Here is a 14,467-nt window from a genome sequence, read left to right as displayed (position 1 = left end):
ACAACGGCAGGGTCACAGCGGCAGGGTCCGCCGGTCGGGGTCGGCCCGGCCCTGGGGCGCGGCGACCCGCACGACGGCGTCCAGGACGCTCACCCCCCGCTCGGCGACGAGCACCGGCGACAGGCGGAGTTCCGCGATCTCCGGCAACGCGTCGGCGACGACCGCGACGCGGGCGATGACGTCCTGCAGCGCGTCGACGTCCAGCAGCGGGGAGCCGCGGTGCCCGAACAGCTTGGGCGCGGCCCGGACGGAGCGGACCAGGTCGGAGACGTCCACGTCGGTGAGCGGCGGGATCCGGTAGGCGATGTCCCCCATGAGGTCCAGCGGATCGCCCTCGATCCCGAAGGACAGCACCGGGCCGAACAGCGGGTCCTCGTCGCTGCGGACCAGGCAGGGCACCCCGAGGGGGGCCATCGGCTGGACGGCCAGCGTGCGGGCCCCGTCGCCGAAGACGTCGCGCATCTCCCCCACCGCGTCCCGCAGCGCGTCCGGGGTGGAGAGCCCCAGGCGCACCCCGCGCAGGTCCTGGCGCCCCGACAGCTCCTCGCCGACGGTCTTGAGGGCCACGGGCCAACCGAAGCGTTCCGCGGCCGCCACGGCCTCCTCGACGCCGTCGACCTCGGCCCGGGGCAGCAGCGGGACCCCGATCGCCTCCAGCACCGCGGCCCGTGCGTCGCGGCTCAGGTTCGTCCCCCCGGGGTGCTCGCGCAGGGCGTCCTCGACGAGGGTCCGGGCCAGGGCGAGGTCGACGCCCTCGGGGGCCACCGGCCGGCCGCGGTCCTTGCGCCGCCAGTGCGCGTAGCGGACGACGGCCGCCAGCGCGCGGACGGCGTCCTCGGGGGTCGGGAAGCTGGGGACGGTCGGGACGTCGGGCAGGTCGGGAGCGCCCGCGTCGACCCCGAGGAGGGTCGCGGACACCGAGCGGGTGCCGAGGAAGCACGTCACGCAGGTCTTGCCCCCCTCACCGGCGGTGCGGGCCACGGCGACGGCGACGCTCGCGTCGACGGTCGCCGTCGGGGGGACCCAGCTGGCGACGACGGCGTCGACCTCCGGATCGGCGAAGGCGGCCCGCAGGGCGGCCGTGAACTCCTCGGCGCCGGCCTCGGGGTGGACGGCCGTGGGGCCGTGCACGACCTGCAGGCCCCAGCTGACGCACGCGTCGGCGGCCAGGGTCCCCAGGGCGTCGGAGTTGCCGACGATGGCGATCCGCGACCCCGCGGGCAGGGGCTGCTCGACGGCCACCTGGGCGACGTCGAAGAGCTGGTGGACGTTCTCGACGCGGATGACCCCGGCCTGGCGCAGCATCGAGTCGACGACCTCGAAGGGCACCTGCGAGGCCCGCACGGCGTGCCCGGGCGGCACGCCGAACCCCGACGCGCCGGACTTCACGACGATGACGGGTTTGCGCCGGGCGAGCCCGCGCGCGACCCGGCTGAACTTGCGCGGGTTCCCGACGCTCTCCAGGTAGAGGCCGACGGCCGCCGTCGCGTCGTCGTCGTGCCAGAACTGCATGAGGTCGTTGCCGGACACGTCGGCCCGGTTGCCCGCCGAGACGAACGTCGAGATGCCCAGCCCCCGGCGTTGCGCGGAGCTGAGGACGGTCACGGCGAGCGCACCCGACTGGCTGAACAGCCCGAACCGCCCCGCCCGGGGCACGTCCTCGGCCAGGGAGGCGTTCAGCCGGACCGCCGGATCGGTGTTCACGACGCCGAAGGAGTTCGGCCCGATGACGCGCATGCCGTTCGCCCGGGCGATGCGGACGAGTTCCCGCTGCAGTTCCGCCCCCTCCGGGCCGGTCTCGGCGAAACCCGACGACACCACGACGATGCCACGCACACCCGCTGCGGCGCAGTCGTTGACGGCCTCGATGACGGCGGCGGGCAGCACGGCGATGACGGCGAGGTCGATGGGGTCGGCGACGTCGCGCACGGAGGCGAGCAGCGGGATCCCCAGCAGCGTCTCCCCCACCGCGGCGGGGTTGACGGCGTGGATCGCACCGGTGAACCCACCGGTCACGAGGTCGGCCAGCAACCGGTGTCCCACCGTGCCGGGGGTGCGCCGGGCCCCGATCACGACGACCGAGGACGGGGAGAGCAGCGCCGTGACGCTGCGCGACTCCGCGCGTTGCTCGCGGGCCCGCATGACGTCGAGGGAGCGCTGGGTCGGGTCGATGTCGAAGGAGACCTCCAGGACGCCGTCGGAGTAGCCCTGGCGGACCTCGAACCCGGCCTCGCGGAAGACCCCGATCATCTTCGCGTTCTGCGGCAGGACGTCGGCCGTGAACCGGCGGATCCCGCGCTCGCGGGCCGCGGCGGCCAGGTGCTCCAGCAGGACCGAGCCGAGCCCGCGGCCCTGGTGGGCGTCGGAGATGTTGAAGGCGACCTCGGCCGAGCGGGGCTTGCCGGGTCGCACGGGGGCCGCGTCGAAGCGGGCGATGCCGACGATGTCGTCACCGACGGTCGCCACCAGCGCGACCCGGTCGACGTGGTCGACCTGGGTGAAGCGGGCGAGGTCACGACGCGAGAGGCGCGGCATCGGGGCGAAGAAGCGGAAGTAGCGGGACTCGTCGGACTGGCGGACGTGGAAGTCGGCCACCAGGTCGGCGTCGTCCGGCCGGATGGGGCGCACGTGCGCCGTACCACCGTCCCGCAGGGCCACGTCGGCCTCCCACCGGGTCGGGTAACCCACAGGCGGCAGCGGCATGGTGGTGATCCTAGGACGATGGGGGCGTGGAGTTCTGGGAGGTCCTGGCCCGACGTCGGATGGTGCGCCGCTACGACGGCGCCCCGGTGGCGGAGGAAGTGCTGCGGCGCGTGCTGAGCGCGGCGCTGCGGGCCCCGAGCGCGGGCAACAGCCAGGGCCGTGACCTACTGGTCCTGCGCAGCGCGGCCGACCGCGAGCTGTTCTGGGCGCGCACGGCGCAGCCCGGTCCGGCCGACGGGTGGCTGGCCGGCATGCGCACCGCACCCGTCCTGGTCGTCCTGCTCGCCGACCCCGACGCCTACGCCCGCCGCTACGCCGCGCCGGACAAGCCGGGGCCCGACCGGGACGCGGCGCACTGGGAGGTGTCCTGGCCGGACGTCGACACCGGGATGTCGGGGTTGCTGGTGCTGCTCGCGGCGGTCGAGGAGGGACTGGGCGCGTGCCTGTTCGGGGTCCCCACGGCCGCGCACGCCGCCGTGCGGGAGGCCTTCGGGGTGCCTGCGGAGCGCCGCGTCGTCGCCGCGCTGACCCTGGGCCACCCCGCCGCCGACGAGGCCTCGCGCCCCTCGCGGGCGCACCGGCGGACCCTCAACGACACCGTCCACGACGGCCGCTTCGACGCGCCCTGGGGCGGCTAGGACACGATCGCGCCCTGCGGGACGGCAGAATGCGGCTCATGCCTCGCAAGTCCGCACCTCCGCCGCCGCCGTCCGACGTTCCCGAGCGGATCGTCGACATCGACGTCGAGCAGGAGATGCAGGGGGCGTTCCTGGAGTACGCCTACTCCGTCATCTACTCGCGCGCCCTGCCCGACGCCCGGGACGGCCTGAAACCCGTCCAGCGCCGGATCCTCTACATGATGCAGGACATGGGGCTGGTCCCCGCGCGGGCGCACGTGAAGTCGGCCCGCGTGGTCGGCGAGGTGATGGGCAAGCTGCACCCGCACGGTGACGTCGCGATCTACGACGCCCTGGTGCGCCAGGCCCAGAGCTGGACGATGCGGCTGCCGCTGGTCGACGGGCACGGGAACTTCGGGTCCCTGGACGCCGGTCCCGCCGCGCAGCGCTACACCGAGGCGCGGATGGCGCCGGCCGCGCTGCTCATGACGACGGGCCTGGACGAGAACGTCGTCGACTTCGTCCCGAACTACGACGACCGGCTCACCGAACCCGGTGTCCTGCCGGCCGCGTTCCCGAACCTGCTCGTCAACGGGGCCAGCGGCATCGCCGTCGGGATGGCCACGAACATGCCGCCGCACAACCTCGTCGAGGTGGTCAACGCGGCGAAGCACCTCATCCGCCACCCCGAGGCGGACCTCCCGGCCCTCATGCGCTTCATCCCGGGCCCGGACCTGCCCACGGGCGGGCGCATCGTCGGCCTCGAGGGGATCAAGGACGCCTACGCGAGCGGTCGCGGTTCCTTCCGCACCCGGGCCAGCGTGACGATGGAGAAGATCGGCCGCCGCCAGGCGATCGTCGCCACCGAACTCCCCTACGGCGTCGGACCGGAACGGTTGATCGAGAAGATCGCCGACCACGTCAAGAACAAGCGCCTGCAGGGTGTCGCCGACGTCACCGACCTCTCCGACCGGCACAACGGGATGCGCCTGGTCATCGAGGTCAAGAACGGTTTCGTCCCCGAGGCCGTGCTGGAGCAGCTCTACCGGTTGACGCCGATGGAGGAGTCCTTCGGCATCAACAACGTGGCCCTGGTCGAGGGCCAGCCCCGGACGCTGGGGTTGAAGGAACTCCTCGAGGTGTTCATCGGCCACCGCCTCGACGTGGTGCGCCGCCGGACGCAGTTCCGCCTGGAGAAGGCCCAGGACCGGTTGCACCTCGTCGACGGGTTGCTCGTCGCGATCCTGGACATCGACGAGGTCATCGCGATCGTCCGTTCCTCCGACGACGCCCCGGCCGCGTTGAGCCGGTTGATGGAGCGCTTCACCCTGTCGGAGAACCAGGGTCGCTACATCCTGGACATGCAGCTGCGCCGCCTGACGCGGTTCTCCCGCATCGAGCTGGAACGCGAGCAGGGCGAGTTGCGGGCCACCATCGCCGAGCTCCAGGCCATCCTGGACGACGAGAACCGGTTGCGGACCCTCGTCAGCGACGAACTCGGCGCGGTCGCCGCGGAGCACGGGACGCCGCGCCGCACGGTGCTGCTGACCGCCTCCGGCCCGGCGACCGGTTCGGCGGCCGTCCCGACGCAGCTGGAGATCTCCGACGACCCGTGCTGGGTCCTGCTGTCGTCGGCGGGTCTGCTGGCGCGGACGAGTTCGGTGGAACCCCTGGGCACCGAGGGCAGGCGCAGCCGGCACGACCTGGTGCTCGCCGCGGCCCCCGCGACGGCCCGGGGTTTCGTCGGGGTCATCACCTCGGCGGGACGTCTGGTCCGGGTCCCGGTGCTGGACCTGCCGACGCTGCCCGAGACGGCAGGACGGCCGAACCTCTCCGGTGGCACCGGCGTCAAGGAGTTCGTGACGTTCGGGAAGGGCGAGCGGGCCCTGACGATCGTGCCGCTGCCCAGCCCCGGCGTCGAGGACCCCGACGACCCGGGTTTCGCCCTCGCCACCGCCGGCGGGACGGTGAAGCGCGTCGTGCTGGAAGCGCTGGGAAACCGCGACGAGGTCGATGTCATCACGCTGAAGGACCTCGGCCCGCGCCAGAAGGACGAGGTCGTCGCGGCCGTCCAGCTGACGAGCGGCGAGGAGGAGCTGGTGTTCATCACCTCCGACGCCCAGCTGCTGCGCTTCTCCGCCTCGGCGGTGCGCCCGCAGGGTCGTCCCGCCGCCGGGATGGCCGGGATCAAGCTCTCCCCCGGCGCCCGGGTGGTCGCGATGACCGCCGTCTCCGGCGACGCCGAGAACCCCGTCGTCGTGACCGTCGCGGGCGACTCGACGAGCGGGGTCTCGCAGCTCGGCTCGGCGAAGGTCACCCCGCTCTCGGAGTACCCGGCCAAGGGCCGCGCGACCGGCGGGGTGCGCTGCCACCGCTTCGCCCGGGGTGAGGACGTGCTGCTGCTGGCGTGGGCCGGCCCGGCTCCCGCCGAGGCCGCGACGTCGACCGGCACCGCCGTCGCCCTGCCGGAGACGCCCGGACGCCGGGACGGGTCGGGTACCGCGCTGGAACGGCCGATCGCCGCGATCGCGGGGCCGCCCCAGGTGTAGGTGAACTCCGTGTTTCGTCTCGCCGCCACGCCGGTCGTGGACTGGCGACGGGCTCGCGGTGCGAGTAGGCCTGATGCGCATGGCCGAGCAGACGAGCGACCCGACCCGACCGAGCACCCCCGACACGACCTACCTCACCTCGGTGCGGGTGGGCATCGACCGGGCCGCGGCCACCGCGGCCCCGCTGACGAGTGAGCACGCCGGGGCCTCCGAGGCCCTGCTCGACGCGACTGAGGCCGCGGTGGAGGCGCTCGGGGCGGACCTCCTCGCCCTGAGCCACGACCTGCACGCCCACCCCGAGGAGGGTTTCGCCGAGCACCGCTCGGTGCGGGCCGTCGCCGACCTCCTCGCCCGTCACGACGTCGAGGCCACGGTCGGGGTGCACGGGCTGGAGACGGCGTTGAAGGCCGTCGTCTCCAGCGGCGCAGGGCCGACCGTCGCCGTCCTCGCGGAGTACGACGCGCTGCCGGGGGTCGGGCATGGCTGCGGCCACAACGTCATCTGCGCCACCGCGGTGGGGGCCTTCCTCGGCCTGGTCCACGCCCTGCGCTCCGGGGAGGTCTCGGGGACGGCGGTGCTGCTCGGGACGCCCGCCGAGGAGGGCGGGGGCGGCAAGGAGGTCATGGCCCGCGACGGCGCGTTCGAGGGGGTCGACGCCGTCGTGATGCTGCACCCGTTCAGCTACGACGTCGCCGTGCAGCCCTTCCTCGGACGCCGCCAGGTCCGCGCGACCTACACGGGGGTTCCCGCGCACGCGTCGGCGCAACCCTTCATGGGACGCAACGCCCTCGACGCCGTCGTCGCCGGCTACAACGGCATCGCGATGCTGCGCCAGCACATCACCCCCAGCGACCGCGTCCACGGGATCGTCGTCGACGGCGGGCAGCGCCCGAACGTCGTCCCGGCCCGCGCCGTGTCGGAGTACTACGTGCGCTCGGCGGAACCCGCGACGCTCACGGACCTGTGCGGGCGGGTCGACACGATCCTGCGGGCCGCGGCCGCGATGACCGGGTGCGGGGTGGAGCTGGAGTGGGACCGCCAGCCCGCGTACCTGCCGATCCGCGCGAACCTGGAGATGGCCGCGCGGTGGACCACGCACCAGCAGCGACGCGGACGCACCGCCCTGCCCCCGGGGGTCGTCCCGGAGACCCTGTCGGGCTCCACCGACCTCGGGAACGTCAGCGTGCGGGTCCCCTCGATCCACCCGATGCTCGCCGTCTCCGGCCCGGAGCTCTCGCTGCACACGGCGGAGTTCGCCGCCGCGGCCGGGTCCCCCTCCGGGGACGCGGGCGTGCTCGACGGAGCCGTCGGGTTGGCCCTCACCGCGCTGGACGTCCTCGCGGACCCCGAACTCCTGGCGGCCGTGACGGCCGAGTTCGACGCCGCCGGCGGTGTCCTGGACGTCGAGGAGTTCCTGGCGTGAGCTCCTCGGTCGAGACCGCACCCACGACGCGCACCGACCGGCTCCTCGGGGGCGTCGAACGGATCGGCAACAAGATCCCCGATCCCTTCGTCCTGTTCGTCGGGCTGTTCCTGGTTCTCTCGATCGTCTCGACGGTCATGGCGGCGCTCGGGACGACCGTCCGGATCCCCGGCTCCGAGGAGGTGCAGGACGTCCGCGGGCTGTTCACCGTCGAGGGGATCCGGTGGCTCACGACGAACCTCGTCGACAACTTCGTGTCCTTCCCCCCGCTGGGGACGGTCGTGGTGATCCTGCTCGCGGTGGGTCTCGCCCAGCGCAGCGGGTTGATGTCCGCGCTCATCAAGGTCGCGTTCGCCGGGGCCCCGACGTGGGCCCTGCCCTACGCCGTCGCCGCGGTCTGCATGGTCGGGCACGTGATGGCCGACTCGGTGATGATCGTCATCCCGCCGCTGGCGGCGATGGTGTTCAAGGCCGCCGGACGCCACCCCGTCGCCGGGTTGCTCGGCGCCTTCGCCGCGGCGGGGGCGGCGTACTCGACGTCGTTCGTCGTCACGAGCCTCGACGCGTTGTTCTCGGGGATCACCCAGTCGGTGACGGCGTCGCTGCCCGACGCGGGGACTCCGGTGACGCCGGTGTCGAACTGGTTCTACAACATCGCGTGCTCGGTGGTCCTCACGGTCGTCTGCGGGTTGCTCATCACCAAGGTGCTGGAACCCCGGCTGACCCGGCAGGGAGTTCCCACGACGCAGCAGGAGGGTTCCGAGGGCATCGGGACCGTCGAGGACGTCTCGGACCTGTCCGTCTCGCGCGACGACCGCCGCGGGTTGCGCCGGGCCGGGGTCGCCGCGCTGCTCACCGTCGCGGTCCTCGTCGCGCTGACCGTCGTCCCGGGTTCGCCGATGCGCAACGAGAGCGGCGGCTACCTCCCGGAGTCCCCGCTGCTGGACTCCGTCGCCTTCATCGTGTTCGCCCTGCTCGCCGTGCCGGCGCTGGCCTTCGGCCGGTCCACGGGAACCCTGCGCCACCTCGTCGACGTCCCGAAGGCCATGGGCGAGGCCGTGCGCGACATGGCCCCGTTCATCGTCCTGGCCTTCGTGCTGGGTCAGTTCGTCGCGTTGTTCACCTGGTCCCGGGTCGGGTCGTGGATGGCCGTCTCGGGTGCCGGTGGCCTCGACGCCCTGGACCTCGACGGTTTCGAGGCGATCATCGCGTTCATCGTCCTGGCCTCGCTGCTGAACCTGTTCATCACCTCGGGGTCCTCGATGTGGACGATCATGGGTGCGGTGTTCGTGCCGATGTTCGCCCTCCTCGGCTACGAACCCGCCTTCACCCAGGCCGCGTTCCGCGTCGGCGACTCCGCCACCCAGATCCTCACCCCCCTGAACCCCTACCTGGTGCTCGTGCTGGCGATGGTCCGACGCTACGAACCCCAGGCCGGGCTGGGAACCCTCATCGCCCGGTTCCTGCCGTTCACGATCTGCTTCTGGATCGCGTGGGTGCTGATGCTCAGCCTGTGGTTCCTGCTGGACCTGCCGTTCGGGCCGGGGCAGTTCGCACGGATGTGAGGTCCGAGGTGGCACAGTGGGCCCGTGCCCTCGCGTCGCCACCTGCTCGGCCTCGGGCTGCTGGGCGGCGTCGGGCTGGGGCTGCGGGGGTCGGCGACCCCGGTCGTCGTCGGCACCGGCGACACCCTCGCGGCCCGGACGGCCCGTTCGCGGGCCGCGGGCATCCCCACCGGCATGACCGGGTACGAACACGTCGGCGTGCCGGTGGGGACACAGCTCACCCCCCGGAGGAGTTCGTTCACCAGCTCCGCCGACGGAGAGGTCCTCGAGTTCGTCGACCTGCGCGGCCTCGTGACCATCAACCACCGCGACGTGACGATCCGGTACTGCCGGATCACCAGCACCGGGGACCCGAAGATCCGGGTGAACTCCGCGCGTCACCAGGGAGCGTCCCTGCACCTGCACGACTGCGTGGTGCGGGGGGCCTCCGACACCGACCACGGCACGGCCATCGGCTACGGCAACTACACCGCGGAACGGGTCTGGGTCACCCGCTGCGAGGACGCCTTCCGGCTCGGGGCGAACGCGACCATCGACACCTGCCTCACCGACGGTCAGTCCATCGCGCGGCTGCCCAACGGCAGCCGGGTCCACACCGACGGGGTGCAGTCGACGGGCGCGGACAACGCCGACGGGGTCTGGTCCACCGTGCGGAACTCGTCCCTGCTCGCCGTCCGGGTCGACGGCTCGAAGGGGAACTCCGCCGTCATCCTCGGTTCTGAGGGTCCACGGGTGGACGGGGAGAACCTGGGCACCCCCACCCGCAACGTCCTCGTCGAGGGGAACTTCTTCTCCGACGGCTCCTACTCGGTCATGCAGAAGGCACCGGAGAACGCGCGGGGTCTCATGGAGAACATCGTGTTCCGCGACAACGTCTACGCCGGCAACGGGGAGTACGGCGAGATCGCGGTCCCCCGCTGGGCGGTCGGGAAGTACGTCACCTTCACCGACGAGGTGACGGCGGACGGGTCGAGGGCCGGGCTCTCGTACTGGGCGAAGTCGGCGACGGCCCCCGACTGGTTCGTGGACTGACTGGGGTCCGACTCGAGAGAACCGTCCGGAACCCTTGCGACACAACAGGTCACCTTGTTCGAACCTTGCGAACGAGGTAGACTCAGGACATGACAGCGGCACTCGCGGACGCAGCAGAAGAGGCCCCCACCGGGGTCGCCTTCGGCCTCCCCGGCAAGTACCGCCGCTTCGCCGACGCCGCCCACGCCCTGTTCTACCTCGGCGTCGCCGACGCCGTCACCATGGTCCACGACTCCCCCCACCCCGACCTCGACCAACTCCAAGACCACGGGGTCACCATCCTCCAGCGCTAGCGCGCTGGCTCCAGGAACCGGGTTCGACCGCTGGGAAGCCGCCGTCGACCTCGTCGCCGAGGAGTACTCCCGCGACGAAGGCATGGACTTCGACCGCGCCCGCGCCACCATCCACAACGCCTGGCGCAAAGGCCACGACCACCGCGCCCTCTGGCAAGCCGTCGCCGACGCCACCGTCACCCGCTACCAGGCGCGCACCATCGAAGACCACGCCGAACGCCTCAGCGCGCGCACCGCCACCCTCACCGAAGAGATCGACCTCGACGGACGCGTCACCTCCGTCCACGCCGAGGAGGACGAGAAGCTCCTCCAAGGAGAGGACTACACCGCGGCCCTGCAGGACTACCTCACCGACGCCGTCCACCACGCACAGGCAGGATTGACCGGGCGGAAACTGGGCATCAAGTGCTCCCGGAAAATCCGAGCTCTCACCCCTGGCTACGAATCCGTCATCCTGGAGAAGAACGACGACCCCCGCGGACTGGGACACACCCCCTGCGAGGACGGTCTCCACAGCCACCTCGGGTTCATCACCCCCACCGCCTTCGCCCTGCGACTGGTCGCCCACACCAACGCCGCCGCCGACCAGGCCGCCGACGCGGCCAAGAAGGCCGGCCTCCTCGACACCCGCTCCCACGGGCAGCGCGTCCGCGACGTCATCGTCGACCTGCTCACCGACGCCATGGACCGCGCCGTGCCCGCCGCCAGTGACGTGACTGAATTCGCCACGGAGGACTCCCCCGCCGTGACGGGGCGGACGCACCGCCCCGCGACGTCGGTCCAGGTCCACGTCCGCGTCGACGCCACCACCCTCCTCGGCCTCGACGACGACGAAGCCACCGTCGACGGCCTCGGATCGGTCCCCGCCCACGTCGCCCGCGAACTCGCCACCACCACCGGTGCGATGTGGCGCAAGGTCATCTGCTCACCCGGAACCCGAGACGTCATCGACATCGGCGCCAAAGCCTACGCCATCACCGACACCATGCGCCGCTTCATCACCGCCCGCGACGAGTACGGCACCGCGCCCGGCTGCCACGTCCCCGCCGTCAACTGCGACCTCGACCACACGATCCCCTGGCCGCAGGGTCACACCACCGCGAACAACCTCCGCGCCTACTGCCGGGGCCACCACCGCTTCAAGACCCAGTACGTCTTCGAAGCCACCAAGGCCCACCACGCCAGAATCGCCCAGCGGCTCGGGACACCGAAGGAACTCTGGCCCGGACTCCCCGACGAACCACCCTTCTGACCGCCGACGTGAAACACCCCCGCAGCCAGCAAGGCCGCGGGGGCGTTCGTGCTGCCTTGATCCTCAGAGGTAGTTGCCGGTCAGGGCCGCGGGTTGCCAGCGCCCTTCCCGCACGACCTGCTGGAGGACCTCGGTGGTGAGGTTCGCGCCGTGGCCGAGCACGCTGCGGCGCACCACCTCCCGCAGGTCGGCCCCGGTGACCCCGGGCGGCAGCTGACGGGCGAGGGCGGTGCAGTCCACGGCCGTCTCACCGAAGCGGCCGAGGAGACGGCGCAGGATCGCCTCGCAGGCCTCCTGGTCCGGCGGGGCGAGGTGGATCACGGCGTCGAAGCGGGCGGAACGGGTCGCGGCGGCGTCGAGGGCGGCGGGGTCGTTGGTGCTGGCGATGGTGAGCACGTCGCGGTACTCCTCGGTGCCGTCGAGCACGGCGAGGAAGTCGGCCAGCGCGGTGCCGCGCGCCCCGGCCTTGCGGTCCCCCAGGTAGAGGTCGACGTCCTCGAGGACCACCACGCTCGGCCCGAGGTCCGCCGTCTCCCGGTACACCTGGCGCAGCACCGACGACGCGGCGGAGGCGTCGACGATGATCACCGTGAAGTCACCCGCGAGTTCACGGGCGACGACCCGGCTGAGGGCGCTCTTGCCGACCCCGGGCGGACCGGCCAGCAGCACCCCGCGGTTCGTCCCCAGGCCGAGGTCGCGCAACAGCTCCGCCCGGGTGGTGAGCGCCGCGACGTTCGCGTCGATCTCGGCCCACACCGCCGCGGGGAGCACGAGGTCGTCCCGGCCTCCCGGACCCAGCGCGGTGGGTTTGAGCTTCAGCGGGAGGTGCGCGTCGGCGTGCAGGATCCGGCCCCGGTAGAAGCCCTTGTCGCGACGGGCCGTCGCGAGCAGGGAGTCCACCAGACCCCGCGCGGCGGCGTGGTCGCCCGGGCGCGACAGCACCCGCAGCGACGCCGGCTGCGGCGCGTACTCGTGCTGGGCGAGCTGCACGACGACGTCGGCCGCGGCGGCGGTCCCGGCCGGGAAGAACGCCGCCGTCGAGGTGGGGACGGAGACGTGCTCGTCCAGGAGGTCGATGCGCTGCCAGGTGGGCGGTTCGTCGTCCTCGACCGGACCCAGCGCCGCACCGTGCACCTCGACCAGGTCGGCCAGCGCCGCGCCCACCGAGATCGCGCGGGTGTTGGTCAGCTCCACGAGCTCCGACACCAGCGACGTGTGCGGCAGTTCGAGGTGGGCCTCCACGAAACCGTTCGCGGTGACCGTCGAGCGACTGCCGCCGGAGAGGACCTCGCCCACGAGGGCGACCGCCCGACGGACGTCGGCGGGTTCCGCCGACAGCCTGCGAGCGAGGGCGAGACCGAGGTCGTCGTCGTCAGGGAGCACCGCCCGACGCTACGTCCTGGCGGTCCGGAGCGCGACCTCGTCGTAGGGCTGGAACTCGACGTCGGCCCAGGTGCGCTCCCGCGGGTCCGGCGCGAGGTCGAGGGAGTCCTGGGAACCCCAGACCCGCACGGGAGTCCCGTCGACACCGATGGCCGGCCAGCCCGGGTCACCGTCGGCGGCGAACGACGTCCACGCCGCGACCATCCGCCGGGACAGCGCGGAACTCGCCGGGGTGGGGAACACCCCACGCAGCCGGGGACCCAGCCGGGGGACCCGCCGGGCCAACGGCAGCACCGGGACGGCGTGCAGGAAGGGTTCCATCGCCTGCGGGTTGCCGAACGCGAACGGCACGTCGAGACCGTGGGTCGCGCCGAACCGGCCACCGAGGGCCGGGGAACGCCAGGTGAACCGGGACAGGAACGTCCGGCCCCCGCGGGCGGTGTGCGCGCGGGCGAAGCGCCGCGAGGGTTCCGCGAACAGGCCGTCGCTCAGGAGCGCGTCCCCGACCGTGCCCGGGTCCGCCCCGGGCAGGAACCCCCGGTACTCCTCGACGGCCGCCGCGGGCAGGCCCACGGCCAGGGCGAACTCGACGACCTCGCCCCAGGTCTTCGCGACGGGGGCGAAGCCACTGCGGGAGAACAGCTTCCACTCGTCGACGACGCTCGAGACCATGAGGTCGACCGCCGGGTCGCCGCCGGCGCCCGGCCCCTCCATGAACGGCGCGGTGACCACCTCGCCGTCGACGACCGGGTGGTAGAGCAGCGGGACGGAACCCCGCGGGCCGGCGTCCGGGTCAGCTGCGAGGTCCTGGGCGACCGCGTCGGAGGCAGCCAGCAACCGGATCGGCGGCAGGCCGGCGAACCCCTCGCGGTCGGCCGGGACGCGCGCGGCGCGGGCGACGTGACGGGCGACCCGTTCGGCCTGCGCGACGGTGTAGGTCTCCCCCGTGATGCTCGCCGCGATGGCGCGCGTGAACAGCCCCCGGGCGACGGGGGCGCAGGTCAACGCCGCGACCGAGGACGCACCGGCGGACTGACCGGCGATCGTGACCCGCGAGGGATCACCACCGAACGGGGTGATGTTGTCCTGGATCCACCGCAGGGCGGCGATCTGGTCGAGGAGGCCGCGGTTGTGCGGGGCACCGGGGACGGCCCCGAACCCCTCGAAGCCGAGGCGGTAGTTCATGGAGACGACGACGAAACCCCGCGCGACCCACGCGGCCGGGTGGTAGCCCGGGGCCGAGCCGGAACCCGAGACCCAGCCGCCGCCGTGGATCCAGACGAGGACCGGCAGACCGCGCGTGAACGCCTCGGGGACGTGCACGTCGAGGGTGAGGTGGTCCTCCCCGGACCGCGGCGTCCACCCGTAGCCGGAGCGGGGGTCCTGCGGGGCGACCGGGGCCTTCTCGTCGGCGGGTCGGACCCCGGACCACGGCTCCACCGGCGTGGGGGCGGCGAAGCGGCGGACGCCCACGGGTGGGGCTGCGTAGGGGATGCCCAGGAAGGAGACCACTCCGCGCCGGGCCGCCCGACCTCGGACGCCACCCGCCGTCGTGACGACGACCCTGGGCATCGCCCGCTCCTCCCGACGTCCGCCGCGCGTTCCTGAAGGACCCCTCGACGAGGCCGGGGGGACGTCCCGTCGAGGGAT

The 14,467-nt window shown here is 73.0% G+C and carries 10 protein-coding genes; 7 read left to right on the top strand and 3 right to left on the bottom strand.

Annotated features, from left to right (window positions below):
- Positions 1–12: 12 nt before the first annotated feature.
- On the bottom strand, positions 13–2,703 hold the full coding sequence (locus SJY07_RS22955) for a GNAT family N-acetyltransferase (RefSeq protein ID WP_380161674.1): 2,691 nt from the start codon (positions 2,701–2,703) through the stop codon (positions 13–15).
- Between the two features lie 26 nt (positions 2,704–2,729).
- Between SJY07_RS22955 and SJY07_RS22950 the strand changes: the two genes are divergently transcribed.
- From SJY07_RS22950 to SJY07_RS22920, 7 genes are all read left to right on the top strand, one after another.
- Positions 2,730–3,341 (top strand): nitroreductase family protein, encoded by a 612-nt coding sequence (locus SJY07_RS22950; protein ID WP_380161673.1) that lies wholly within the window; start codon positions 2,730–2,732, stop codon positions 3,339–3,341.
- A 38-nt stretch (positions 3,342–3,379) separates the two neighbouring features.
- Positions 3,380–5,869 carry a DNA topoisomerase IV subunit A gene (locus SJY07_RS22945; RefSeq protein WP_328291920.1) on the top strand — a complete coding sequence of 830 codons (2,490 nt, stop codon included), beginning with the start codon at positions 3,380–3,382 and terminating at the stop codon, positions 5,867–5,869.
- 79 nt (positions 5,870–5,948) lie between these two features.
- Entirely contained in the window at positions 5,949–7,292 is a 1,344-nt protein-coding gene (locus SJY07_RS22940) for a M20 family metallopeptidase (protein WP_328291921.1), read from the top strand.
- Positions 7,289–8,857 carry an AbgT family transporter gene (locus SJY07_RS22935; RefSeq protein ID WP_380161672.1) on the top strand — a complete coding sequence of 523 codons (1,569 nt, stop codon included), beginning with the start codon at positions 7,289–7,291 and terminating at the stop codon, positions 8,855–8,857. Before SJY07_RS22940 ends, SJY07_RS22935 begins: the two co-directional genes overlap by 4 nt.
- A 24-nt stretch (positions 8,858–8,881) precedes the next feature.
- Positions 8,882–9,889 carry a hypothetical protein gene (locus SJY07_RS22930; protein ID WP_380161671.1) on the top strand — a complete coding sequence of 336 codons (1,008 nt, stop codon included), beginning with the start codon at positions 8,882–8,884 and terminating at the stop codon, positions 9,887–9,889.
- Between the two features lie 89 nt (positions 9,890–9,978).
- Entirely contained in the window at positions 9,979–10,182 is a 204-nt protein-coding gene (locus SJY07_RS22925; protein WP_380161670.1) for a hypothetical protein, read from the top strand.
- An 82-nt stretch (positions 10,183–10,264) separates the two neighbouring features.
- Positions 10,265–11,434, top strand: a complete 1,170-nt coding sequence (locus SJY07_RS22920; protein ID WP_380161669.1) for an HNH endonuclease signature motif containing protein — start codon at positions 10,265–10,267, stop codon at positions 11,432–11,434.
- Between the two features lie 63 nt (positions 11,435–11,497).
- Here SJY07_RS22920 and SJY07_RS22915 read toward each other — a convergent pair whose 3' ends face one another.
- Complete coding sequence (locus tag SJY07_RS22915) at positions 11,498–12,817, bottom strand: ATP-binding protein (protein WP_380161668.1); 1,320 nt, start codon at positions 12,815–12,817, stop codon at positions 11,498–11,500.
- Positions 12,818–12,826: 9 nt separating this feature from the next.
- Complete coding sequence (locus tag SJY07_RS22910; RefSeq protein WP_380161667.1) at positions 12,827–14,389, bottom strand: carboxylesterase/lipase family protein; 1,563 nt, start codon at positions 14,387–14,389, stop codon at positions 12,827–12,829.
- Positions 14,390–14,467: the final 78 nt, after the last annotated feature.

Origin of the sequence: Kineococcus sp. R86509, from assembly GCF_042466365.1 — a bacterium.
Taxonomy (GTDB): domain Bacteria; phylum Actinomycetota; class Actinomycetes; order Actinomycetales; family Kineococcaceae; genus Kineococcus.
Note: the sequence above shows the minus strand (reverse complement) of the source record. Positions and strands in the feature narration are given on the sequence as shown.